21 protein-coding genes are annotated in these 22,130 nt (G+C 67.0%); 12 read left to right on the forward strand and 9 right to left on the reverse strand.

Translation table 11 applies throughout. The annotated features are described in order from the left end of the window. Positions 1-15: 15 nt before the first annotated feature. Positions 16-963 carry a YihY/virulence factor BrkB family protein gene (locus tag QRN67_RS27735; RefSeq protein WP_081268641.1) on the forward strand — a complete coding sequence of 316 codons (948 nt, stop codon included), beginning with the start codon at positions 16-18 and terminating at the stop codon, positions 961-963. Here the strand turns inward: QRN67_RS27735 and QRN67_RS27740 are convergent. Together QRN67_RS27740 and QRN67_RS27745 are read right to left on the reverse strand one after the other, a co-directional pair. Continuing rightward, a complete protein-coding gene (locus QRN67_RS27740) occupies positions 911-1,669 on the reverse strand; it encodes a 3-hydroxyacyl-CoA dehydrogenase (protein WP_106933854.1) in 759 nt (252 codons plus the stop codon). The genes QRN67_RS27735 and QRN67_RS27740 overlap by 53 nt on opposite strands. Positions 1,670-1,800: 131 nt before the next feature. After that, complete coding sequence (locus tag QRN67_RS27745) at positions 1,801-2,352, reverse strand: phasin family protein (protein WP_081268643.1); 552 nt, start codon at positions 2,350-2,352, stop codon at positions 1,801-1,803. A 182-nt stretch (positions 2,353-2,534) separates the two neighbouring features. On the opposite strand from QRN67_RS27745, the gene QRN67_RS27750 reads away from it, so the two are divergent. Beyond that, complete coding sequence (locus tag QRN67_RS27750) at positions 2,535-3,461, forward strand: histone deacetylase family protein (RefSeq protein WP_285414475.1); 927 nt, start codon at positions 2,535-2,537, stop codon at positions 3,459-3,461. Further along, positions 3,458-3,901, forward strand: a complete 444-nt coding sequence (locus QRN67_RS27755) for an acyl-CoA thioesterase (RefSeq protein WP_081268645.1) — start codon at positions 3,458-3,460, stop codon at positions 3,899-3,901. The genes QRN67_RS27750 and QRN67_RS27755 overlap by 4 nt, the downstream gene beginning before the upstream one ends. A gap of 71 nt (positions 3,902-3,972) precedes the next feature. Here the strand turns inward: QRN67_RS27755 and QRN67_RS27760 are convergent, their stop codons facing one another. Together QRN67_RS27760 and QRN67_RS27765 are read right to left on the reverse strand one after the other, a co-directional pair. After that, positions 3,973-4,380, reverse strand: coding sequence for a hypothetical protein (locus QRN67_RS27760; RefSeq protein WP_081268646.1), 408 nt, complete (start codon positions 4,378-4,380; stop codon positions 3,973-3,975). Positions 4,381-4,432: 52 nt separating this feature from the next. After that, entirely contained in the window at positions 4,433-4,666 is a 234-nt protein-coding gene (locus tag QRN67_RS27765; RefSeq protein ID WP_081268647.1) for a CsbD family protein, read from the reverse strand. Between the two features lie 180 nt (positions 4,667-4,846). On the opposite strand from QRN67_RS27765, the gene pncB reads away from it, so the two are divergent. The 5 genes from pncB to QRN67_RS27790 are packed head-to-tail and all read left to right on the forward strand — an operon-like array spanning position 4,847 to position 11,096. After that, positions 4,847-6,067, forward strand: coding sequence for a nicotinate phosphoribosyltransferase (pncB, locus tag QRN67_RS27770; protein ID WP_081268648.1), 1,221 nt, complete (start codon positions 4,847-4,849; stop codon positions 6,065-6,067). A 49-nt stretch (positions 6,068-6,116) separates the two neighbouring features. Further along, positions 6,117-7,529, forward strand: coding sequence for a sodium:proton antiporter (locus tag QRN67_RS27775; RefSeq protein ID WP_106933857.1), 1,413 nt, complete (start codon positions 6,117-6,119; stop codon positions 7,527-7,529). A 28-nt stretch (positions 7,530-7,557) separates the two neighbouring features. Beyond that, the gene (locus QRN67_RS27780) at positions 7,558-8,544 is read left to right on the forward strand and encodes a 2-hydroxyacid dehydrogenase (RefSeq protein ID WP_285414477.1); all 987 of its coding nucleotides are present in this window, start codon (positions 7,558-7,560) and stop codon (positions 8,542-8,544) included. A 24-nt stretch (positions 8,545-8,568) separates the two neighbouring features. Further along, on the forward strand, positions 8,569-9,936 hold the full coding sequence (locus tag QRN67_RS27785) for a DNA recombination protein RmuC (RefSeq protein WP_285414478.1): 1,368 nt from the start codon (positions 8,569-8,571) through the stop codon (positions 9,934-9,936). Then, positions 9,933-11,096 carry an MFS transporter gene (locus QRN67_RS27790; RefSeq protein WP_081268652.1) on the forward strand — a complete coding sequence of 388 codons (1,164 nt, stop codon included), beginning with the start codon at positions 9,933-9,935 and terminating at the stop codon, positions 11,094-11,096. Before QRN67_RS27785 ends, QRN67_RS27790 begins: the two co-directional genes overlap by 4 nt. Before the next feature lie 30 nt (positions 11,097-11,126). On the opposite strand, the gene QRN67_RS27795 is transcribed toward QRN67_RS27790, so the two are convergent. The 3 genes from QRN67_RS27795 to earP all read right to left on the reverse strand — a co-directional run bounded on the left by QRN67_RS27795 (position 11,127) and on the right by earP (position 13,888). Next, positions 11,127-11,990: an LOG family protein gene (locus QRN67_RS27795; RefSeq protein ID WP_081268653.1), complete on the reverse strand. Its 864-nt coding sequence runs from the start codon at positions 11,988-11,990 to the stop codon at positions 11,127-11,129. Positions 11,991-12,109: 119 nt separating this feature from the next. After that, positions 12,110-12,664 (reverse strand): elongation factor P, encoded by a 555-nt coding sequence (efp, locus tag QRN67_RS27800; RefSeq protein ID WP_285414480.1) that lies wholly within the window; start codon positions 12,662-12,664, stop codon positions 12,110-12,112. Positions 12,665-12,817: 153 nt separating this feature from the next. Beyond that, entirely contained in the window at positions 12,818-13,888 is a 1,071-nt protein-coding gene (gene earP, locus QRN67_RS27805) for an elongation factor P maturation arginine rhamnosyltransferase EarP (RefSeq protein ID WP_285414481.1), read from the reverse strand. Between the two features lie 74 nt (positions 13,889-13,962). Here earP and QRN67_RS27810 point away from each other — a divergent pair, with 74 nt between their 5' ends. After that, on the forward strand, positions 13,963-15,396 hold the full coding sequence (locus tag QRN67_RS27810; protein ID WP_285414482.1) for a M20/M25/M40 family metallo-hydrolase: 1,434 nt from the start codon (positions 13,963-13,965) through the stop codon (positions 15,394-15,396). A gap of 24 nt (positions 15,397-15,420) precedes the next feature. On the opposite strand, the gene ggt is transcribed toward QRN67_RS27810, so the two are convergent. After that, complete coding sequence (gene ggt / locus QRN67_RS27815; RefSeq protein WP_285414483.1) at positions 15,421-17,493, reverse strand: gamma-glutamyltransferase; 2,073 nt, start codon at positions 17,491-17,493, stop codon at positions 15,421-15,423. Between the two features lie 142 nt (positions 17,494-17,635). On the opposite strand from ggt, the gene uvrC reads away from it, so the two are divergent. From uvrC to QRN67_RS27830, 3 genes are read left to right on the forward strand one after another with little or no spacing between them, the layout of a single operon-like run. Further along, complete coding sequence (gene uvrC / locus QRN67_RS27820) at positions 17,636-19,603, forward strand: excinuclease ABC subunit UvrC (protein WP_285414484.1); 1,968 nt, start codon at positions 17,636-17,638, stop codon at positions 19,601-19,603. Positions 19,604-19,663: 60 nt separating this feature from the next. Further along, positions 19,664-20,230: a CDP-diacylglycerol--glycerol-3-phosphate 3-phosphatidyltransferase gene (gene pgsA / locus QRN67_RS27825; protein ID WP_081268659.1), complete on the forward strand. Its 567-nt coding sequence runs from the start codon at positions 19,664-19,666 to the stop codon at positions 20,228-20,230. Continuing rightward, on the forward strand, positions 20,227-21,114 hold the full coding sequence (locus tag QRN67_RS27830; RefSeq protein ID WP_285414485.1) for a DMT family transporter: 888 nt from the start codon (positions 20,227-20,229) through the stop codon (positions 21,112-21,114). The genes pgsA and QRN67_RS27830 overlap by 4 nt, the downstream gene beginning before the upstream one ends. A 20-nt stretch (positions 21,115-21,134) precedes the next feature. Here QRN67_RS27830 and QRN67_RS27835 read toward each other — a convergent pair whose 3' ends face one another. Beyond that, on the reverse strand, positions 21,135-22,094 hold the full coding sequence (locus QRN67_RS27835) for a LysR substrate-binding domain-containing protein (protein ID WP_285414486.1): 960 nt from the start codon (positions 22,092-22,094) through the stop codon (positions 21,135-21,137). Positions 22,095-22,130: the final 36 nt, after the last annotated feature.

The following is a 22,130-nucleotide window of genomic DNA, read 5'->3' on the forward strand; positions in this document are numbered from 1 at the left end:
GACCGAAATCCACGCATGACGATGTCCAACCCCTTGCAACATGCTGCTCCCGTGCTGCGCCACCCCGTGCGATTCGCCTGGGAAGCGCTGAAGGAGTTCCGCGCCAACCAGGGCCTGCTGCTCGCGGGCGCGGTGGCTTACTACGCGCTCCTGTCCATCGTGCCGCTGCTGATCGTGAGCGTGATCGCGCTGTCGCACGTCATCGAGCAGGCCGAATTGCTGCGCACCATCGGGCGGTACCTCGAATGGCTGCTGCCGGGGCAGTCGAAGGCCATCGTGGCCGAGCTGTCGAGCTTCCTGGATCACCGCGACGTGCTCGGGCCGGTGCTGCTGGTGACGATGATCTTCTTCAGCTCGCTGGCCTTCAGCGTGCTCGAGAGCGCAATGGCGGTGTTCTTCCACCACCGCAAGGCCGCACACAAGCGCCATTTCCTCGTGTCGGTGGCCATGCCGTACGTCTACATCCTGTGCCTTTGCGTGGGGCTGCTGCTCGTCACGCTGGTGTCGGGCGCGCTGCAGCTGGTGGGGCAGGAGAGCGTCGACCTGCTGGGGCACAGCTGGTCGCTGTCGGGCATTTCGGGACTGCTGCTGTACCTGCTGGGGCTGGGCGGCGAGATCTTCATGCTGACCTCGCTCTACCTCGTGATGCCGGCCGGGCGCATGTCGCTGCGGCATGCGCTGCTGGGCGGCGTGACGGCCGCGCTGCTGTGGGAGGCCACGCGGCGCGTGCTGATCTGGTACTTCTCGACGCTGTCGCAGGTGAACGTGGTCTACGGCTCGCTCACCACGGCGATCGTGGTGCTGCTGAGCCTGGAAATTGCGGCCACCCTGGTGCTGCTGGGGGCCCAGGTGATCGCGCAGTACGAGCGCCTGGACCGCACCGGCAGCACCAAGCCGCCAGCCTCGGAGGTCAGCGGGGAGCCAATCGAATCGCTCCGTCCAGACGAATCACCTCGCCGTTGAGCATGTCGTTCTCGATGATGTGCCTGGCCAGCTTGGCGTAGTCCTCGGGCGTCCCCAGGCGCGAAGGGAACGGCACGCTGGCGGCCAGTGCGTCCTGCACTTCCTGCGGCATGCCGAACAGCATGGGCGTGCCGAAGATGCCGGGGGCGATGGTCATGTTGCGGATGCCGCTGCGCGCGAGGTCGCGGGCGATCGGCAGCGTCATGCCGACGACGCCGCCCTTGGAGGCGCTGTAGGCCGCCTGGCCGATCTGGCCGTCGTAGGCGGCGACGGAAGCGGTGGAAATCAGCACGCCGCGCTCGCCGGTGGCTTCGGGCTCGTTCTTGCCCATGGCGTCGGCGGCCAGGCGGATCATGTTGAAGCTGCCGATCAGGTTGACCGTGACGGTCTTGCTGAACACCGCCAGCGCGTGCGGGCCGTTCTTGCCCACGGTCTTCTCGGCCGGCGCGATGCCTGCGCAGTTGACCAGCCCGACCAGCTTGCCGAGCTTGAGCGCGGCGGCCACCACGGCCTGGCCGTCGGCTTCCTGGCTCACGTCGCACTTGACGAACACGCCGCCGATGTCCTTGGCAACGGCTTCGCCCTTGTCAGCCTGCATGTCGGCGATGACCACCTTGCCGCCGTTGGCGGCCAGCATGCGCGCCGTGCCTTCGCCGAGGCCCGAAGCGCCACCGGTCACGATAAAAACCTTGCCGTCGATCTGCATAAAAAGTCTCCTGGGATGAGCCTTTCATTATCGAAGACGCCCGCCAGGCCAAAAAAAAGGCCTCATCCGAAGATGAGGCCCTGAATCGGATCCGTGAGGACCCAAGGAGACAACTGGTGGTGGTCGGCGGCTTAGCGCTTGCGCGAAGCGGTCGCGGTCTTCGCGGCGGCGACGGCTTGGTTCGACACGGCGTTGAAGTTGGCTTCGGCGACGTCCGACGCCTGCTTGACGGCCTTCTGGACCGATTCGAAAGCGTTGTTGGCGGCGGCCACGGCGCTCTTCATCACGGCGACGGCGGTTTCCGAACCGGCCGGGGCATTCTTGGAAGCGCTGTCGACGAGGCCGACGAAGGCTTGCTGGGCTTCGGTGGCCTTGGCTTCGAAAGCCTTGCCGAACTCGGCGCCGGTGCCTTGGGCGATGTCGTACAGGTGACGGCTGTAGGCGGCGGTCTTTTCAGCCAGGGGCTGGAACAGGCTGGCTTGCAGCGTCAGCAGTTCTTGCGCGTCCTTCACGCTCAGGGCGGCCTGGGCGGTGCTCTGGGCTTCGGCCAGGGCTGCCTTGGAAGCGGTCACGTTCAGTTCGACCAGCTTTTCGACGCCTTCGAATGCCTTGGTGGTCAGGCCGAACAGGGTTTCGAGGTTGGCTTTTTGGGCGGCGAGGATTTGGTCAGCGGTCAGGGCCATTTGAGATCTCCAGAAGGGATGATTGGGTGGTCGGTTCACGTTGCGCTGTCTCGCCGTCTATGTTGCGGTGCAGCATGGCCTCAAGTATAGGCAGCTGGTTTTTGCGGGCAAGGGGTTTTTGCTGCTCTGCAGCAATTTAGAACCCGTCTTCTAAATTCGGCCTGCCGCTCCAGAATGCAGCCATGCGCGCTTTCTATTCCGGCCAGTTCGTCCTGCCCCTGCCCGAGGGCCATCGCTTTCCCATGTCCCGCTACGCCATGCTGCGCGACCGCCTGCTGGAGCAGCTTCCGGCCGTGGTGATGGACGTGGCCCCGCGCGCCGGCGACGAAGAACTGGCGCTCGCCCACACGGCCGAATGGATCTCCGCCGTCAGCGAGGGCAGCGTCAGCCCGCAGGCGATGCGAGAGATCGGCTTTCCCTGGAGCGAGGCGATGGTCGAGCGCTCGCGCCGTTCCGCCGGCGCCACCGTCGCGGCCTGCCGCGCGGCCTTCTCGGAGGGCGTGTCGGCCAACATGGCCGGCGGCACGCATCACGCCTACGCCGACAAAGGCAGCGGCTTCTGCGTCTTCAACGACGCCGCCGTGGCTGCCCGGCTCATGCAGGCGGAGCACGCCCGCGCCGGGCAGTTGCTCCGGGTGGCGGTGATCGATCTCGACGTGCACCAGGGCAACGGCACCGCGAGCATCTTCCAGGGCGACCCGAGCGTGTTCACGCTGTCGCTGCACGGCCAGAAGAACTTTCCCTTCCGCAAGGAGACGAGCGACCTCGATGTCGAATTGCCCGACGGCTGCGGCGACGCCGAGTACCTTGCAGCGCTGGAGCACGCCCTTGACGAGCTCGACCGGCGCTTCGCCCCCGGCCTCGTGATCTATCTCGCCGGCGCAGATCCCTTCGAGCGCGACCGCCTGGGCCGCCTCAAGCTCAGCTTCGACGGGCTGGAGGCGCGCGACCGGCGCGTGTTCGACTGGGCCTGGCAGCGCCGCCTGCCGATGGCGTTTGCCATGGCCGGCGGCTATGCCAGCGACATCGCGGAGACGGTGCAGGTGCAGGTCGGCACCTTCAGGGTGGCGCTGGAATACTGGCGCCGCTGGCAAAATGCCGCGCGATGAGCGCCACCACCAAACCCACCCCGCACACACGCGACGGCTATCGCGCCTTTCGCAGCATCCCGACGCGCTGGGCCGACAACGACATGTACGGCCACGTCAACAACGTCGTCTACTACAGCTGGTTCGACACTGCGGTCAACGCGCTGCTGATCGAGCGCGGCGCGCTCGACATCCACCAGGGCCAGACCATCGGCTTCGTGGTCGAGACCCAATGCAACTACTTCGCTCCCATCGCGTTTCCCCAGACGGTGGAGGCGGGCATCCGCGTCGCGCAGGCCGGCCGCTCCAGCGTGCGCTACGAGATCGCGCTCTTCGCCGAGGGCTCTGACAGCGCGGCGGCGCAGGGCCACTTCATCCACGTCTACGTCGACCGCGCCACCCAGCGCCCGGTGCCACTGCCAGAGGCCTTGCAGCAGGTGGTGGACTCGCTCAAGGCCTGAGCGGACAACCAGCTCTTCAACGAGAAACGGCGCCCGAGGGCGCCGTTCCGTCTATTGAAGGCGCTCAGGCCTTACATCGTCTTCTTCATGGCCTTGATGTCGGCCTTGCCCTTGTCTTCGTCAGCCTTGGCCTGGTTCACGCAGGCGCTCTTGGCGTCACCCTTCTGGTCATCGCACTTTTCCTTGGCGACCTCGTAGGTGGCCTTCACCTTTTCCTCGGCGACCTTGCGGGCATGGCTGTCGCTCGGCTGGTATTGCTGTTCCAGCTCGGCCTTGGCCACGTCTTCCTTGCCCTTGGCTTCCTTCTGGCAGACGTCCTTGGCGTTGTCCTTCATCGTGTCGCACTGGGTCTTGGCGACCTTGTAGTCGGCCTCGATCTTTTCCTTGGCGACCTTGTATTCGTCCTTGGTCATCGCGCTGGCTTGCGTGGCGACGAAGCAGGTGGATGCCAAGGCGAGCATCAGCAGGTGTTTTTTCATTTGAGTTTTCCTTCAGGGAGATGTTGAAACAGGGTTCGGTTCAGCGAACGGCTCAGTAGCGCTCGAACCAGAGTGCATCGGGCGTGCGGCCGTCGCGGGATTCCCACTCCTTGACCTGCTTCTCCGCCTCATCGCGGCTGATGCCGTGGCGCTCCTGGATGCGGCCCAGCAGTTGGTCGCGCTTGCCGGCAATGACATCGAAGTCGTCGTCGGTCAGCTTTCCCCATTGCTCCTTGACCTTGCCCTTGAGCTGTTTCCAGTTGCCTTCGATGGTGTCCTTGTTCATGCGACTCTCCTTTGAGATGTTGATCCGGCAGACTGTTGCGCCGCCGTGAAGTCAATGTCGCCGGGTCGATTCACCCCCGTGGTAGGACGTGCTGTCCGGGCCTCGTAGGCAGAGGCCGACGCCTCCCGTGATAATCGAGCGGACGCCGAAAGTTTGAGACACCGCATCGCGTACAGCACCATGATCATTCACAGCCTGCTCGACACCGACCTCTACAAATTCACGATGATGCAGGTCGTGCTGCACCACTTTCCCGGGGCCCGGGTCGAGTACCGCTTCAAGTGCCGCAACCCCGGTGTCGACCTGGCCCAGTTCGCGGGCCAGATCCGCGACGAGGTGCGCAGCCTGTGCTCGCTGCAGTTCCGCGACGCCGAGCTCGCCTACCTGCGCTCCATGCGCTTCATCAAGAGCGACTTCGTCGACTTCCTCGGCCTCTTCAGGCTCAACGAGAAGTACATCAACATCATTCCCCAGCCCTCGGGCGAGCTCGAGATCCGCATCAAGGGGCCGTGGCTGCACACCATCCTGTTCGAGATCCCGGTGCTGGCCATCGTCAACGAGGTCTATTTCCGCAACACCCGCAAGAAGCCCGATTTCGAAGAGGGCCGCCGCCGGCTCGAGACCAAGATCGCGCAACTGCAGGACGAGGGCCTGGCCGACCTCAAGATCGCCGACTACGGCACGCGCCGCCGCTTCTCCAAGGACTGGCATGAAGAGGTCCTGCGCACGCTCACCGCTCGGCTGGGCGCAGTCACGCCGCCGGCGGTGCAGCAGCCCACGGGCGCGCGGCTGCCGCAGCTCGCGGGCACCAGCAACGTGCTGTACGCCATGAAGCTCGGCCTGATTCCGCTGGGCACCATGGCGCACGAATACCTGCAGGCCTGCCAGGCGCTCGGCCCGCGGCTGCGCGACAGCCAGATCTTCGGCTTCGAGAGCTGGGCGCGCGAGTACCGCGGCGACCTCGGCATCGCGCTGTCCGACGTGTATGGCATGAGCGCCTTCCTGCGCGACTTCGACCTGTATTTCTGCAAGCTCTTCGACGGCGCCCGCCACGACAGCGGCGACCCGTTCCAGTGGGGCGAGCGCATGCTGGCGCATTACGTCGCCAACCGGGTCGACCCGCGCACCAAGACGCTGATCTTCAGCGACGGCCTGACGGTGCCGCGCACCATCGAGCTCTACCAGCAGTTCCGCGGCCGCTGCCAGCTGGCCTTCGGCATCGGCACCAACCTCACCAACGACCTGGGCTACGAGCCGCTGCAGATCGTCATCAAGATGATCCACTGCAACGACCAGCCGGTGGCCAAGCTGTCGGACACGCCGTCCAAGAACATGTGCGAGGACGAGAAATACCTGGCCTACCTGCGGCAGGTCTTCGAGATCGAACAACCCCCCGCCTGACGGCTGTACCCGCGCCCCGCCCCGCACGGTCTGGTACGGTACAGCCCCGATGAAAAAAACGATCCGACTGACCGCGGCCGCGGTGCCGCTGCTCCTTCTTCCCGCCCTGGCCACGGCCGCCGACTTCGACGGCGGCAAGCTGTCGCCGCTGTGGGGCGTGCCCTTCGCGGGCATCCTGCTGTCGATCGCGCTGATGCCGCTGCTTGCGCCGTCGTTCTGGCATCACCACTACGGAAAGATATCCGCGGCCTGGGCACTGGCCTTCCTGCTGCCCTTTGCCGCCACCTACGGCGCGACGCTGGCCGGCGTGCAGCTGGTGCATGCGCTGGTGGCCGAGTACATCCCGTTCATCATCCTGCTGACGGCGCTGTTCACCGTGGCGGGCGGCATCCATATCCGGGGCAACCTGCGCGGCGCGCCGGGGCTCAACACGGCCATCCTTGCCATCGGCGCGGTGCTCGCAAGCTTCATGGGCACCACGGGGGCCTCGATGCTGCTGATACGGCCGCTGATCCGCGCCAACGACAACCGCGTGCACAGGGTGCATGTGATCGTGTTCTTCATCTTCATCGTGTCGAACGCGGGCGGCTCGCTCACGCCGCTGGGCGATCCGCCGCTGTTCCTCGGCTTCCTGAAGGGCGTCAGCTTTTTCTGGACCGTGCAGAACATCCTGCCCGAGACGCTCTTCATCCTGGCCGTGCTGCTGGCGTTGTTCTATTTCATCGACCGCCACTACTACCGCAAGGAAGGCGTGCTGCCGGTCGACCCGACGCCGGACACGACGGGCATCCGCTTCGACGGCGCCGCCAACTTCTGGCTGCTGGGCGGCATCGTCGCGCTGGTGCTGATGAGCGGCTTCTGGAAGTCGCCCGTGGTGTTCGACGTGTTCGGCACCGAAGTCGGCCTGCCGGGCCTGCTGCGCGACGTGGGGCTGGCGCTGATCGCGGTGGTCTCGTACAAGCTCACCGCGCCCAAGGTGCACGCGGACAACCAGTTCGAATGGGGGCCGATGGCCGAGGTGGCCAAGCTGTTCGCGGGCATCTTCCTGACCATCATCCCGGTGATCGCGATGCTCAAGGCCGGCACGCAAGGCCCGTTCGGCGCCATCGTCTCGGCCGTGACGCGCGCCGACGGCCAGCCCGATCCGGCGATGTACTTCTGGGCCACCGGCTTGCTGAGTTCCTTCCTCGACAACGCGCCGACCTACCTCGTGTTCTTCAACACCGCGGGCGGCGATCCGGCCACGCTGATGACCACCTATGCCTCCACGCTGGCCGCCATTTCGGCCGGGGCGGTGTTCATGGGCGCCAACACCTACATCGGCAACGCGCCGAACCTCATGGTCAAGGCCATCGCCGAGAGCCGCGGCGTGCGCATGCCGAGCTTCTTCGGGTACATGGCATGGTCGATGGCGATCCTGGTTCCGCTTTTCGTCATCTGCACCTTCATCTTCTTCCGCTGATCTTCTTCCTTCGACAAGAGACAACATCATGAGCAAGCCCAAGATCCTGGTCGCGCGCGCGATCTTTCCCGAGACCATCGAGCGCCTGTCGCAGCATTTCGAGGTCGAGTCGAACCAGTCCGACGAAAGCTGGAGCAAGGATCAGCTCATCGCCAGGCTGCAGGGCATGGCGGGCGCCTTCACCACCGGCAGCGAGCGCATCGACGCCGCCGTGCTCGACGCCTGCCCCGACCTGAAGATCTGCGCCAACATGGCGGTGGGCTACAACAACTTCGACGTCGACGCGATGGCCGCGCGCGGCGTGCTCGGCACCAACGCGCCCGACGTGCTGACCGAGACCACGGCCGACTTCGGCTTCGCGCTGCTCATGGCCACGGCACGCCGCATCACCGAGAGCGAACACTTCCTGCGCGCGGGCAAGTGGCAGAAATGGAGCTTCGACATGTTCGCGGGCTCCGACATCCACGGCTCCACGCTGGGCATCATCGGCATGGGCCGCATCGGGCAGGGCATTGCGAAGCGCGGCGCGCACGGCTTCGGCATGAAGGTGGTCTATCACAACCGCTCTAAGCTCGACGCCTCGCTCGAGGCCGAATGCAAGGCCAGCTACGTGAGCAAGGAAGAGCTGCTCAAGACCGCCGACCACGTGGTGCTGGTGGTGCCGTACTCGGCGGCTTCGCACCACACCATCGGCGCGGCGGAAATCGCGCTGATGAAGCCGACGGCCACGCTCGTCAACATCGCGCGCGGCGGCATCGTCGACGACGCGGCACTGGCTGTTGCATTGCGCGAAAAGCGCATCGCCGCCGCCGGCCTCGACGTGTTCGAGGGCGAGCCCAAGGTCCATCCCGACCTGCTGACCGTGCCCAACGTGGTGCTCACGCCGCACATCGCCAGCGCCACCGTGCCCACGCGCCGCGCGATGGCCGACCTGGCAGCCGACAACCTCATCGCCTACTTCGGCGGCAAGGGACCGCTGACGCCGGTCACGCCCGTGCCCGCCGCCGGCAAGTAAGAAGCAAGAGGCGACAACCAGACCTTGGACACTGCCCTTATCCTGATCGGACTGGCCGTACTCGCGGCCGTCCAGCTCGTGCTGCTGATCTGGCTGCTGGCCCGCCGGCAGCCCCCGGCCGACCACAGCGACCTGCTGCGCGTGCTTGCCAACATCGGCTCGGCCAACGAGCGCACCGAGCGCGAACTGCGCCGGGAAATCGCCGACAGCTCGCGCGGTGCCCGCCAGGAAACCACGCAGGCCTTTGCCACCTTCCAGCGCGCGCTGGTGCAGCAGGGCGCCGAGGCCACGCGCACGCAGAACGCGCAGCTCGATGCTTTTTCGCTGCAGCTCGCCTCGCTGCAGAAGACGCTGGCCGACACGCTCAATACGCAATTGCAGGGCCTGAGCGAATCGAACGCCCGCCGCCTTTCGGAGGTACGCGCGACCATGGAGTCCCAGCTCGCGCAATTGCAGCAGACCAATGCCGCCAAGCTCGACGAGATGCGCAAGACCGTCGACGAGAAGCTGCAGAGCACGCTCGAAACCCGGCTGGGCGAAAGCTTCAAGCAGGTGGCCGACCGGCTCGAGCAGGTGCACAAGGGGCTCGGCGAAATGCAGACGCTGGCCGTCGGCGTCGGCAGCCTGCAGCGGGTGCTGACCAACGTGAAGACGCGCGGCGTGTTCGGCGAGGTGCAGCTCGAGGCCTTGCTCGAGCAGGTGCTCACGCCCGACCAGTTCGCCAAGCAGATCGAGACCAAGCCGCGCAGCGGGCAGCGCGTCGACTTCGCGATCCGCTTTCCGGGGCGAGGCGAGGAGGGCGCGCCCGTGTGGCTGCCGATCGACGCCAAGTTCCCGCGCGACGACTACGAGCGCCTGATCGACGCGCACGAGCGCGCCGATGCGCCCGGCGCGGAGCTGGCCGCCAAGGCGCTGGAGGCGCGCATCCGCACCGAGGCCAAGTCGATCGCCGACAACTACCTCGCCGCGCCGCACACCACCGACTTCGCCATCCTCTTCCTGCCGGTCGAGAGCCTCTACGCCGAGGTGCTGCGCCGCCCCGGACTGATGGACGCCATCCAGCGCCAGCACCGGGTGACGCTGGCCGGCCCGACCACCTTGCTCGCCATGCTCAACAGCCTGCACATGGGCTTTCGCACGCTCGCGCTGGAGCAGCAGGCCTCCGAGGTCTGGAAGGTGCTGGGCGCGGTCAAGACCGAGTTCGAGCGCTACGGCGACTGGGTCGCGCGCATCAAGGAACAGGTGGCCAAGGCGTCCGACACGCTCGACAAGGCCGACACGCGCGCCAAGCAGATGCGCCTGGCATTGCGCAAGGTCGAGGCCCTGCCCGAGGCGCAGTCGCAGGCGCTGCTGCCGCCCACCGCCGACAGCGAGGGCGACGACACCCCGTGAAAGGCTCCGAGCTTCTGCGCGTCATCGGCGCCCAGGTCTGCCTGCACGCCACCATGGCCGGCATGCGCCTCGCCACGCCGCTGCTGGCGCTGCAGCAGGGCTACAGCGCGGCGGCGGTCGGCGTGCTGATCTCGCTGTTCGCGCTGACCCAGGTGTTCCTGGCGTTGCCCGCGGGGCGCTTTGCCGACCGGCATGGCTTCAAGCGGCCGCTGTGGCTGTCGGTGATCGCGGCGGTGGTCGGCGCGGGGCTGGTGGTGGTGTTCCCCGTGTTCCCGGTGATGTGCCTGTCGGCCTTGCTGACCGGCGGCGCCACCGGCGCGACCGTCATTGCGCTGCAGCGGCATGTGGGCCGCTCCGCCCATGACCCGACGCAGCTCAAGCGCGTGTTCAGCTGGCTCGCCATTGCGCCTGCGGCAGCCAATTTCGTCGGGCCTTTCCTGGCCGGCATGCTGATCGACCACGCAGGCCGCGCGCCGGCGGACATGCTGGCCTTCCGCGTCTGCTTCGCGGTGATGGCCGCGCTGCCGCTGGTCTGCTGGTTGCTCGCACGCGGCGCTCACGAGCCGCCGCCCACGCCGCCGCTGGCCGGTGCCGTGCCCACGCGCGCCTGGGACCTGCTGCGCGAGCCGATGTTCCGGCGCCTGCTCTTCGTGAACTGGCTGCAGTCGTCGAGCTGGGACGTGCACGCCTTCGTGCTGCCGGTGCTGGGGCACGACCGGGGCATCAGCGCTTCGGTGATCGGCTCGATCCTCGGCGCTTTCGCGGTCGCGGCGGCCGTCATTCGGGTGGTGCTGCCGGTGATCGCATCGCGCGCCTCGGAGCGCGGCGTGATCCTGAGCTCCACCGTAGTGACGGCGCTGGTGTTCGCGGTCTATCCGCTGCTCGACGCGGCCTGGGCCATGGGCGTGTGCTCGGTGATCCTGGGCTTTGCGCTGGGGGCAGTGCAGCCGATGGTGATGAGCATGCTGCACCAGATCACGCCGCACACGCGGCACGGCGAGGCGCTGGGGCTGCGGCTGATGACCATCAATGCGTCGAGCGTGGCGATGCCGATGCTCTTCGGCTCGCTCGGCGCGCTGATCGGCATTGCCGGCGTGTTCTGGGTGGTCGGCGGCGTGCTGGCGCTGGGTGCGCGCGCCACCTGGGGCCTGAAGGCCTGAGATGGCGCCGCCGCCTGCGGCGGACCCGGGTCAGAGCTTGTAGAAGCGCTTGATCGCATTCCAGGCGTCGTCGGGCGCGTCGACGTACTCGAAGAGCTTCACGTCGCCCGGCGAAATGACGCCCTCGTCGACGAGGAAGTCGAAGTCGATCAGCCGCTTCCAGTAGTCCGAGCCGAACAGCACGATCGGCACCGGCTTCGACTTCTTGGTCTGCACCAGCGTGATCACTTCGAACAGCTCGTCGAGCGTGCCGAAGCCGCCCGGGAATGCCACCAGCGCCTTCGCACGCATCATGAAATGCATCTTGCGGATCGCGAAGTAGTGGAACTTGAAGCTCAGCGCCGGCGTGACGTACGGATTGGCTTCTTCCTCCATCGGCAGCGCGATGGCCAGGCCGACCGAGAGGCCGCCGCCTTCATGCGCGCCGCGGTTGGCCGCCTGCATGATGCCGGGACCGCCGCCGGTGCAGACGAACAGCTTGTCCTGCGGTTCCTTGTCGTTGCTGTACTGCGCGACCAGCTTGCCGAAGGCGCGCGCCTTCTCGTAGTAGTGCGAGTTGCGCGCGAGACGGCGCCAGCGCTCGGAGGCGGCCGCATCGCCGGCCGCATCGGCCTGGGCGATCATGGCGGCGGCGTCTTCCTCGCTGCGGAAACGCGCGCTGCCGAACACCACCACGGTGTTCTCGATGCCGTGGGCGCGCTGCTCGACGTCGGGCTTCATCAGCTCGAGCTGCATGCGGATGCCGCGGGTTTCGCGGCGCAGCAGGAATTCGGGGTCGGCGAAGGCGATGCGCGAGGGATCGGGGTCGAGCGGGAGGCCCTGGTCGGCGTGGGACTGGAGCGTGGCCCAGGCGTCGGCCAGGCGTTTGTCGTGAAGATCGTGCGTGTTGTTCATGAAGAAACGGGACAGATGGACCTGCGTGATTGTGCAGCGTTGCAACCAGTGTGCCCGGAAACGAAAAAGGCTCCTTGCGGAGCCTTTCTACAGGGTGGTGGTCGATCGGCCGGGGAGGCTCAGACGCGCTTGCGGTATTCGCCGGTGCGCGTGTCGATTTCGATCTTGTCGCCTTGCGAGACGAACAGCGGCACGGGCACGTCGAAGCCGGTGGCGATCTTGGCGGGCTTCATGACCTTGCCCGAGGTGTCGCCCTTGACGGCGGGTTCGGTCCAGGTGATTTCGCGCTCGACGCTGGTCGGCAGTTCGACCGAGATGGCCTTGCCGTCGTAGAACACCACTTCGACGGCCATGCCGTCTTCGAGGTAGTTCAGGGCGTCGCCCATGTTCTCGGCTTCGACTTCGTACTGGTTGTATTCGGCGTCCATGCAGACATACATGGGGTCGGCGAAGTAGGAGTAGGTGCACTCCTTCTTGTCCAGCACGATCTGGTCGATCTTGTCGTCGGCCTTGAAGACCACTTCGGTGTTGAAGTTGGCGATCAGGCTCTTCATCTTCATGCGCACGGTGGCGGAGTTGCGACCGCCGCGGCTGTATTCGGTCTTGAGGACGACCATCGGGTCCTTGCCGTGCATGATGACGTTGCCGGCGCGGATTTCTTGAGCGATTTTCATAACAGGGTCTCTGGATGTTGGCCGCTCGGTGCGCGGAGCCATCGACGGTATGTGCCGGTGTTGCTGGCCCCGCGGTACATGTCCCGCGGCAGGTTTAGCGGAGAGCATCACGGACCGAAGGAATCCGGGCCGAAATCCGCAAAGCCCGCTATTTTAGCTTTTTTGGCCGATCATTTCCTGCAGTTGCGTGACGAGATCGTCCTGCGCGAGCAGGCGCTCACGGGCATTCCGGGCGGTTTCGCGCCACGGACCCTGCATTTCCAGCGGCGGCAACGGCCCGTCGCCGAAGCCGTTCCAGGCGTGGTGAAAAAGCCGCAGCGAAGGCGGGGCGCCCAGCCAGTCCTGCCAGGCGCCGAGCTTGACGTGGTGCGCGTCGTCATCCTGCGGGTAGATCTGCCAGACCAGCGGCGCGCCCGCCCAGAGCCCGCGCACCAGCGAATCCTCGCCGCGCACGAAGTTCAGGTCGCAGGCCCAGAGCAGGTGGTCGAAATCGGGCTGGGTGAGATAAGGCAGGTATGAAATTGATAGCGCGCCGCGCGCTTCTTCCGCGCCGAGCAGTGCCCTGACCGCCTGAGCGGCGCGCCCGGCCGTCACCAGCAGCCGCGTGTGTTCAGGGCCGTGCGCCAGTTGTGCCAGCAGCGCGGCCAGCGCCGGCGGCTCGTAGCAGAACAGCGACACCAGGCGCTCGCCGGCTTGCCACGGAATCTGCCGTCCGGAAAGCCACCGCGTGCGGTCGAAGCCGGCCTGCCGCGCCGCAAGGTCGGCCTCCCGGAGCAGGCCGCCGGTCGCGGGCGTGAAGCCAGGGTAGAAGAAGCGCTTGGTCAACCCTGCGCCCGGGCCCCGGAACACCGGGGAGGGCAAGCCGTGCAGCCGTTCCACGTATGGCTCGGCCGACAGGTATTCGAGATTGATCCAGGCCTTGCCCGGTGTTTCTGCAAAACGCGCGATCAGCTCCGGCGCCGGATCGCAGCCGAAGGCCTCGACCAGCACGTCGGGCGGGGGCTGCGCCACGGCTGCCTGCAGCGCGGCGGCGTCCAGCCAGTCGATCACCCGCACGCCTTCGTGTCCCGACGGCGCCATCCAGCGCAGCGCGGCCGCGTCGTCGATCCACAGCCGCACGCGTTGGCCGCGTACCGCCAGTTGGCAGGCCAGCCGCCAGCAGACGCCCAGGTCGCCGTGGTTGTCGATGACCCGGCAGAAGATGTCCCATTGCCTCGATTGCATAGGTCGCGAGTGTGCCCGTGTTCCGCGGCGTCGCTTGCTATGCTGGCCGGCACAACAACCACCGGAGAGAGACCATGAGGATGCAGACCTTCCGCGCCGTGAAGACCGTGCTCGCCGCGTCGCTGGCCCTGTGCGGCATGACCGCCGCGCTGGCGCAGACGCCAACGCCAACGCCGCCGCCATCGCTCACGCCGCAGCAGCAGCGCTTTCACGACATCTACAAGGAGCTGGTGGAAATCAACACCACCCATTCGGTGGGAGACAACACGGTGGCTGCGCGCGCCATGGAAAAGCGCCTGATCGAAGCGGGCTTCGCGCCGGGCGACATCCAGATCTTCGAGCCGTTCCCGAAGAAGGGCAACCTGGTGCTGCGCTTCAAGGGCGACGGCAGCAAGAAGCCGCTGCTCCTGCTTGCCCACATCGACGTGGTCGAGGCCCGCCGCGAAGACTGGAAGACCGATCCGTTCAAGCTGCAGGAAACCGGCGGCTACTTCACCGCGCGCGGCTCCATCGACGACAAGGCCATGGCCTCGGCGCTGGTGTCGGTGGTGGGGCAGCTCAAGCAGGAAGGCTTCAAGCCGAAGCGCGACATCATCCTCGCGCTGACCGCCGACGAAGAGCGCGGCGACGCGCTGAGCAACGGCGCCTTCTGGCTCATCAACAACAAGCCCGAACTGCTGCAGGCGGAGTTCGGCATCAACGAAGGCGGCGGCGGTGAACTGCGCGGCGGCAAGCCGAACCTGCACCGCATGCAGGTGGCCGAGAAGATGTACACCACCTACATGCTGGAAGTGCGAGACGTCGGCGGCCACAGCTCGGTGCCGACCAGGAGCAACCCGATCTACGCGCTGTCGGCGGGGCTGGAGCGGCTGGGCAATTTCAATTTCCCGGTCAAGCTGGCCGATGTCACCAAGACCTACTTCGCGCGCAGCGCGCCGTTTGCCACCGGCCAGCTGGCCGACGACATGCGCGCGGTGGGCGCTGGCAACCCCGACCCCTCGGTGATCGAGCGCATGTCGGCCAATCCGGCCTACAACGCGCAGTTCCGCACCACCTGCGTCGCGACGATGGTGCAGGCCGGCCACGCCGAGAACGCGCTGCCGCAGTCGGCCAAGGCCACGGTCAACTGCCGCATCCTGCCGCACGACGACCCCGACGAGGTCGAGCGCCTGCTGACCCAGGCGGTCGGCAACGACAAGATCGTGGTGCGCAACATGGGCAAGCCGCTGCGCAGCCCGGCTTCGCCGCTGAACGGCGACCTGGTCAAGACGGTGGAGTCGCTCACCCAGCAGATGTGGCCGGGCGTGCCCGTGGTGCCGGCCATGAGCACCGGCGCCACCGACAGCCGCTTCATGCGCAATGCCGGCATCCCGATGTACGGCGTGACCGGCATGTTCCTGGAGCCCGCCGATGCGCGCGCCCACGGGCTGGACGAGCGCATAGAGATCCAGCGCCTGTACGACGGGCGCGAGTTCCTGTACCGGCTGGTCAGCGAACTCGCGAAGTAGGCGTACCCGGCGCTTTCCGGGGCGTCAGGGCGTGAAGGTATCGCCCAGCACGATGCCTTCGCGACGCGGATCGGCCCCGCCGGTCAGCGTCGGCTTGCCGCCGACGTTGGTGCGGATGATGGTACTGGTGCCGCTGGACTGGGCGCCGAAATTCACCACATGGCCCAGGTCGCGCAGTCCTGTGATCAGCGGGTCGCTGTTGCCGCTGTTGGCGGTGTTCACGTTGGGATGCTCGCCGCCGACGTTGGTGGCGCTGTAGGTGCCGCCGGGGGTGGCCGCCGAGTTGGTGGCGCCGAAGTCGACCAGCGACGTGGCCTGCTGGGCATCGAGTCCCCAGTCGAGCGCACCCACGAGGGTCTTCACCACGTACTGAATGATGGTGCCGCCGCCCGGCGAGCCGGTGCCCATGACGAACTCGCCCATGCTGCCGTCGGCGTTCTTCCTGAAGACGAGCGTGGGCGCCATCGTGCTGCGTGGCCGCTTGCCCGGCGCGACGCGGTTGGCGACCTTGATGCTCGGGTCGGTCGTGTCGTTCGGATTGGCCGAGAAGTCAGTGAGCTGGTTGTTCAGCATGAAGCCTTGTGTCATGTGGAACGAGCCCAGCGTGCTTTCCACCGTGGTGGTCATCGAGACCACGTTGCCCTGCTTGTCAACGATGGTGAAGTGCGTGGTGCCGTGCTCCTCGGTCTTGTCGATGCCCAGCGGCACCGAGCCGAGGTTGCCGGCTTGGGCGAGGCCCATGCTCTTCGTCAGGCTGATGAGGCTGGCGCGGCTTTGCAGGTACGGCTTGTTGATCAGCGAGTCGACGGAGCCGTTCGGCAGCGGGATGAAGTCGGTGTCGGCCACGTACTTGTCGCGGTCGGCGTATGCGAGGCGCTCGGCTTCGCTCACCAGGTGGACGCCCATCACGGTGGGCTTGCCGCCTTCAAGGTCGATGGCGGTCGGTTTGTAGAGGCCCAGGTTGAAGGTCTCAAGGATGCCCAGGCTCGCCACAACCGCTATGCCCCCTGACGATGGCGGCGACATGCTGCACACGTAGTAGTCGCGATAGGTGCCGCACACCGGGTCGCGGCGCTTGGCCTTGTAGTTGGCCAGGTCTGACATCGTGGTCACGCCTGGCGTGATGGCCGAGCCGTCGTTCGCTGCGGTGGTGATGCCGATCTTGTCGACGATGCCCTGTGCGATGCTGCCCGAGTAGAAAGCGCCGGCGCCTTGCGTGGCGATGGTGTTCAGCGTCTTGGCGTAGGCCGGATTCGTGATCTTGGTGCCCAGGGCCTTGGGCGTGCCGTCGGCGTTGAAGAAATATGCAGTGGCTTCGGCGTCGCGCTTCAGGTTCGTGGCCGAGGACGAGATGGCTGCAGCCATGCGCCCGCCGATAGGGAAGCCGTCGGAAGCCAGCGTGATGCCGTAGCCGAACAGGTCTTTCCAGGGGAGCTTGCCGTGGTCCTGGTAGGCGATGTCGAGCATGCGGACCGCTCCGGGCGTGCCGATGGAGCGTCCGCTGGCGCGCGCGCCACCGGGCTTGGGCGCCGTGGTGTCGGCGCCGGTCTGGTCGATGTAGCGCAGGTAGTTCTCGGTGGCCGCGGCGGGCGCAGTCTCGCGGCCGTCATAGGCTTGCACCTTCTTCGTGACCGCATCGTAGTGGAGCATGAAGGCGCCGCCGCCCAGGCCGCTCGACTGCGGCTCGACCAGGCCGAGCACTGATTGCACCGCCACCGCCGCATCGACCGCGCTGCCGCCGGCCTTGAGGATGTCGCAGCCGGCACGCGTGGCCAGTGGATGGTTGGCGACCACCATGTAGTTCTTGGCGTAGACCAGCTTGTGGCCTGGCACATAACCCGAGGCCGGTTCGGGCGCTGCGGGGTCGCCAGCGTCGCCGGAACCCACCACGACCGAGGAACTCGTGCCTGCCGTGAGGCAGCCGTTGTCGGCGACGGGAGCCGGCGGCTGGGAGTTGTTCGCGTTCATGGCCGCAATGGCCGCGAGCAGGGCTGTGTTGTCCTGGGTGTTGCTGCCGCCGCCGCAGCCCGCCAGGGTCAGCGAGAGTGCGAGGGGCGTCACTGCCCACCACGCGTGCGCGTGATTCTTCGTCTTCATGGAGTTTCCCGAGTAGTTATGCTTAAAAAACACGGGCGCTCCTCGCGCCCGTGTGCCCATTCTTCAGCAGGTTTTGTTCCAGCCCTGTCGGGTTTGCGATAGGTGCGCGCCGGGCCGTGCGTCGCACGCCACAATAGCCGCCATGTCAGACGTGCATTCCGATCAATTGCTCAGCGAAGTCGCGGCCTTGCCGCAGCTGCCCGGGGTCTATCGCTATTTCGACGCCGCGGGCGCGGTGCTGTATGTGGGCAAGGCGCGCAACCTCAGGAAGCGGGTCGCCAACTACTTCCAGAAGAGCCACGGCGGCACCCGCATCGGGCACATGATCTCGAAGATCGCGCGCATGGAGACCACGGTGGTGCGCTCCGAGGCCGAGGCGCTGCTGCTCGAGAACAACCTGATCAAGACGCTCAAGCCGCGCTACAACATCCTGTTTCGCGACGACAAGAGCTACCCCTATCTCAAGATCGCGTCGCACCAGTTTCCGCGGCTGGCCTACTACCGCGGCGCGGTCGACAAGAAGCACCGCTATTTCGGGCCGTACCCCAGCGCCTGGGCGGTGAAGGAGTCGATCCAGCTGCTGCAGAAGGTGTTTCGCCTGCGCACCTGCGAGGACACGGTGTACGCCAACCGTACGCGGCCCTGCCTGCTGTACCAGATCAAGCGCTGCAGCGGGCCCTGCGTCGGCCACATCGCGCCGGAAGCCTATGCGCAGGACGTCGCGAGCGCCGAGGCCTTCCTGATGGGCGACACGCAACTCGTGCTCTCGAAGCTGGAGCAACGCATGATGACGCACGCCGAGAAGCTCGAGTTCGAGCAGGCGGCCGAACTGCGCAACCAGATGTCGGCCATCTCGCGCGTGCTGCACCAGCAGTCGATCGAGATCGCCTCCGACAAGGACGTGGACATCCTGGCCGTGAAGGTGCAGGGCGGCAAGGCCTGCGTGAACCTGGCCATGGTGCGCGGCGGCCGCCACCTGGGCGACCGGCCGTACTTTCCCGTGCACGTGGAAGACGCGGCGCAGATCCATCACGGCGAGCTGGACGGCGACGAGGGCGACGATGCAGCTCCCGTGGCGGCCGACCCGATCGAGGTGCAGGTGCTCGAGGCGTTCATCGCCCAGCACTACATCGACGTGCCGGTGCCGGCCACGCTGGTGCTGAGCCAGCAGGTGAGCCGCGAGCTGATCGAGGCGATCTCGCAGCAGTCCGGCTCCCGCGTGACGGCCGTGTTCCAGCCGCGCGAGCAGCGCCGCCACTGGCTCGAGATGGCCGAGACCAATGCCGGCCTGCAACTGGCCCGGCTGCTGGCCGAAGAGGGCTCGCAACAGGCGCGCACCCGCGCGCTGGCCGACGCGCTCGAGCTGGCTTCGGACGACCTCGACAACTTCCGCGTCGAGTGCTTCGACATCTCGCACACGGCCGGGGAGGCCACGCAGGCCTCCTGCGTGGTGTTCGAGCACCACGCCATGCAGAACAAGGAGTACCGCCGCTACAACATCGAGGGCATCACGCCCGGCGACGACTACGCGGCCATGCGACAGGTGCTGCACCGCCGCTACGGCAAGCTGGCCGAGGCGATGGCGGCCGAGACCGACGCGCTGCCGCCCGGCGACGCCGAGAGCGATGGCACCGAAGCCCCGCCGAAGCCCCGCACCGCGCGCATGCCCGACCTGGTGCTGGTCGACGGCGGCAAGGGCCAGGTGTCGATGGCGCGCGAGGTGTTCGGCGAACTGGGCCTGCCGCTGTCGCTGATCGTCGGCGTCGAGAAGGGCGAGGGCCGCAAGGTCGGGCTCGAGGAACTGGTGTTCGCCGACGGCCGCGAGAAGGTCTACCTGGGCAAGGACTCGGCCGCGCTGATGCTGGTGGCACAGATCCGCGACGAGGCGCACCGCTTCGCCATCACCGGCATGCGGGCCAAGCGCGCCAAGGTGCGGGTGGGCGGCAGCCAGCTCGAAGACATTCCGGGCATCGGGCCGAAGCGCCGGGCGCGGCTGCTGCAACGCTTCGGCGGCATCCGCGGCGTGGCCGCGGCGAGCGTGGAAGACATCGCCTCGGTCGAGGGCATCGCCTCCGACCTGGCGGAAGAGATCTACAAGGCGCTGCACTGAGTCGATTGCCCTCAACCGGTCGCCGGTCGAGGGGTAACGCCGCCATGACACAATCAAGCGATGTTCTGGACCTTACCGACCATCATGACCTGGACGCGCATCGTCGCGATCCCTTTGATCGTCGGCGTGTTCTACCTGCCGATGGCCGAGCCGATGCGCAACCTGATCGCCACGGTCATGTTCATCGTCTTCGCGGCCACCGACTGGCTCGACGGCTTCCTGGCCCGCAAGCTCAACCAGACTTCGGCCTTCGGCGCCTTTCTCGACCCGGTGGCCGACAAGTTCCTGGTCTGTGCGTCTCTTCTGGTGCTGGTTCACCTGCAGCGCGCCGACGTGTTCGTGGCGCTCATCATCATCGGCCGCGAGATCGCGATCTCGGCGCTGCGCGAGTGGATGGCGCAGATCGGCGCCAGCAAGAGCGTGGCGGTCCACATGATCGGCAAGGTCAAGACGACCGTGCAGATGATCGCCATCCCGTTCCTTCTTTATGACGGGCGGCTCTTCAAGGTGATCGACACCGGTCTCTGGGGCCAGTGGCTGATCTGGATCTCGGCCGTGCTCACCATCTGGTCGATGGTGTACTACCTGCAGAAGGCCATTCCCGAAATCCGGGCGCGCACCAAATGACCTCGGCGGTCCCGGCCCGCAATGCGGGCTGGCTGCGGGCGATGCCCGGGGTCTTCGTGCTGATCTGGAGCACCGGCTTCATCGTCGCGCGCTACGGCATGCCGTATGCGCCACCCCTCAAGTTCCTGGCCGTGCGCTATGCGCTGTCCCTGGCGTGCTTCGGCTTTTGGGTAGCGCTGGCGCGGGTCGCGTGGCCGAAGCAGCGCGCCCAGTGGGGGCACCTGGCGGTCACCGGCATCCTGATGCAGGCGGGCTACCTCGGCGGCGTATGGGCCGCGGTGCATGAGGGCATGGGTGCCGGGCTGGTGGCGCTGCTGGTCGGAATCCAGCCGGTGCTGACGGCGGTCTGGATGTCGCTCAACGGCGGGCGCATTTCCAAGCGGCAGTGGGGCGGGCTTGCGCTGGGTTTCGCGGGGCTGGTCCTGGTGGTGTCGCGCAAGCTCGGGCAGGGCGGCGAGGTGAGCGCCCTGACGATGGGCCTGGCGCTGATGGCGCTGGTCTCGATCACCGCGGGCACGCTGTACCAGAAGCGCTTCGTCGCGCCCTGCGATGTGCGCAGCGCAAGCGCGGTGCAGATGGCGGCGGCGCTGCTCGTCACGCTGCCGTTCGCGGCGCTGGAGCCGCAGCATATCGAGTGGAACCTGCAGTCGGGCGGCGCGATGGCCTGGTCGGTGCTGGCGCTGTCGCTCGGCGGGAGTTCTCTTCTATATATGTTGATACAGCGCGGCACCGCCACCGCCGTCACCAGCCTCCTGTACCTGGTGCCGCCCTGCACGGCGGTGATGGCGTGGCTGCTGTTCAGCGAGCCGATCACGCTGGTGACCGTGCTCGGCATTGCGCTCACCGCTGTCGGCGTGAGCCTGGTGGTGCGCAGCGAGCGCTGAGCCGGCCGGCCCCGGTCTATTCAGCGTGCGCCGGCCTTGCCCGGCTTCCACGGTTCCGCTCGAAACTGTTCCGCGAGGTGATCGACCAGCAGCCGCACGCGGCGCGGCGTCTTCGGCCGCCATGGGGCGACCCAGTGGATGTCGGCGTCCGCCATCGCGTAGTGCGGCAGCACGCGTACCAGTTCGCCGCTGGCGAGCTGCGGCGCGATGTCCCACAGGCTGCGCAGCATCACGCCATGCCCGGCCAGGCACCAGTCGCGCACCATCTCGCCCGAGTTGCTGGCAAGGCGGCCCTGCACGCGCACCCGCGCCGTGCTGCCGTCGCGCGCATGGCGCAGGCTCCACAGCGTGAACTGGCGCTGGTTGACCTCGCCGTTTTCACGCGCGACCAGGCAGTCGTGCGATGCCAGCGCCTCGACCGTGGCCGGCATGCCGCGGCGGGCCAGGTAGTCCGGTGACGCCGCCAGCACGCGCTGGTTGCGCGTGATGCGCCGCGTGACCCAGTCGGCCGCGCGGGGCTGCTGCACGGCCCAGAGCCAGATGGCGCCGTCGTAGCCTTCGGCGCCGAGGTCGGGCAGCTGCTCGGTCAGCAGCAGCTCGATCTGAAGTGCCGGGTGGCGGGTCTGGAAAGTGGCCAGCGCGGGCCCGAGCCAGCGCCGCCCGAATCCGAATGTGGCGGCAAGGCGGATCGTGCCGGCCAACTCGTTCTGCCGTTCGCCGAGTTCGCTCTCGAGCGCGGCAAAGCCCTCGAGCAGCGTCTTCGCATGCAGGCAGACGGCCTCGCCCTCGGCCGTGACGCTGAGGCGCCGCGTGGTGCGATCGAACAGGCGCTGGCCCAGCCGCGCCTCGAGCGCGCCAAGCCGCTTGGTGATGACGGAAGGCACGACATCGAGCGTGTCGGCGGCGCCGGCCAGGCTGCCCTGGTCGCGGATGGCCAGCACCAGCGCCAGGTCGCCTCGGTCCATCAAGGGGGAATTCATGCCGGAATGGAAAGTATGAATTGGCCGATTGTTGCT

The organism is Variovorax sp. efr-133-TYG-130 (assembly GCF_030208835.1).
In the GTDB taxonomy this organism is placed as follows: domain Bacteria; phylum Pseudomonadota; class Gammaproteobacteria; order Burkholderiales; family Burkholderiaceae_C; genus Variovorax.

Bases quoted from the DNA above. Each gene is read 5' to 3' on its own strand.
- QRN67_RS27745 (WP_081268643.1), bottom strand. From the start codon at position 2,352: ATGGCCCTGACCGCTGACCAAATCCTCGCCGCCCAAAAAGCCAACCTC.
- QRN67_RS27775 (WP_106933857.1), top strand. From the start codon at position 6,117: ATGAAAAAAACGATCCGACTGACCGCGGCCGCGGTGCCGCTGCTCCTT.
- pncB (WP_081268648.1), top strand. From the start codon at position 4,847: ATGATCATTCACAGCCTGCTCGACACCGACCTCTACAAATTCACGATG.
- ggt (WP_285414483.1), bottom strand. From the start codon at position 17,493: ATGAAGACGAAGAATCACGCGCACGCGTGGTGGGCAGTGACGCCCCTC.
- QRN67_RS27780 (WP_285414477.1), top strand. From the start codon at position 7,558: ATGAGCAAGCCCAAGATCCTGGTCGCGCGCGCGATCTTTCCCGAGACC.
- QRN67_RS27835 (WP_285414486.1), bottom strand. From the start codon at position 22,094: ATGAATTCCCCCTTGATGGACCGAGGCGACCTGGCGCTGGTGCTGGCC.
- QRN67_RS27740 (WP_106933854.1), bottom strand. From the start codon at position 1,669: ATGCAGATCGACGGCAAGGTTTTTATCGTGACCGGTGGCGCTTCGGGC.
- QRN67_RS27830 (WP_285414485.1), top strand. From the start codon at position 20,227: ATGACCTCGGCGGTCCCGGCCCGCAATGCGGGCTGGCTGCGGGCGATG.
- QRN67_RS27760 (WP_081268646.1), bottom strand. From the start codon at position 4,380: ATGAAAAAACACCTGCTGATGCTCGCCTTGGCATCCACCTGCTTCGTC.
- QRN67_RS27765 (WP_081268647.1), bottom strand. From the start codon at position 4,666: ATGAACAAGGACACCATCGAAGGCAACTGGAAACAGCTCAAGGGCAAG.
- uvrC (WP_285414484.1), top strand. From the start codon at position 17,636: ATGTCAGACGTGCATTCCGATCAATTGCTCAGCGAAGTCGCGGCCTTG.
- QRN67_RS27735 (WP_081268641.1), top strand. From the start codon at position 16: ATGACGATGTCCAACCCCTTGCAACATGCTGCTCCCGTGCTGCGCCAC.
- QRN67_RS27755 (WP_081268645.1), top strand. From the start codon at position 3,458: ATGAGCGCCACCACCAAACCCACCCCGCACACACGCGACGGCTATCGC.
- QRN67_RS27810 (WP_285414482.1), top strand. From the start codon at position 13,963: ATGAGGATGCAGACCTTCCGCGCCGTGAAGACCGTGCTCGCCGCGTCG.
- pgsA (WP_081268659.1), top strand. From the start codon at position 19,664: ATGTTCTGGACCTTACCGACCATCATGACCTGGACGCGCATCGTCGCG.
- QRN67_RS27795 (WP_081268653.1), bottom strand. From the start codon at position 11,990: ATGAACAACACGCACGATCTTCACGACAAACGCCTGGCCGACGCCTGG.
- QRN67_RS27750 (WP_285414475.1), top strand. From the start codon at position 2,535: ATGCGCGCTTTCTATTCCGGCCAGTTCGTCCTGCCCCTGCCCGAGGGC.
- efp (WP_285414480.1), bottom strand. From the start codon at position 12,664: ATGAAAATCGCTCAAGAAATCCGCGCCGGCAACGTCATCATGCACGGC.
- earP (WP_285414481.1), bottom strand. From the start codon at position 13,888: ATGCAATCGAGGCAATGGGACATCTTCTGCCGGGTCATCGACAACCAC.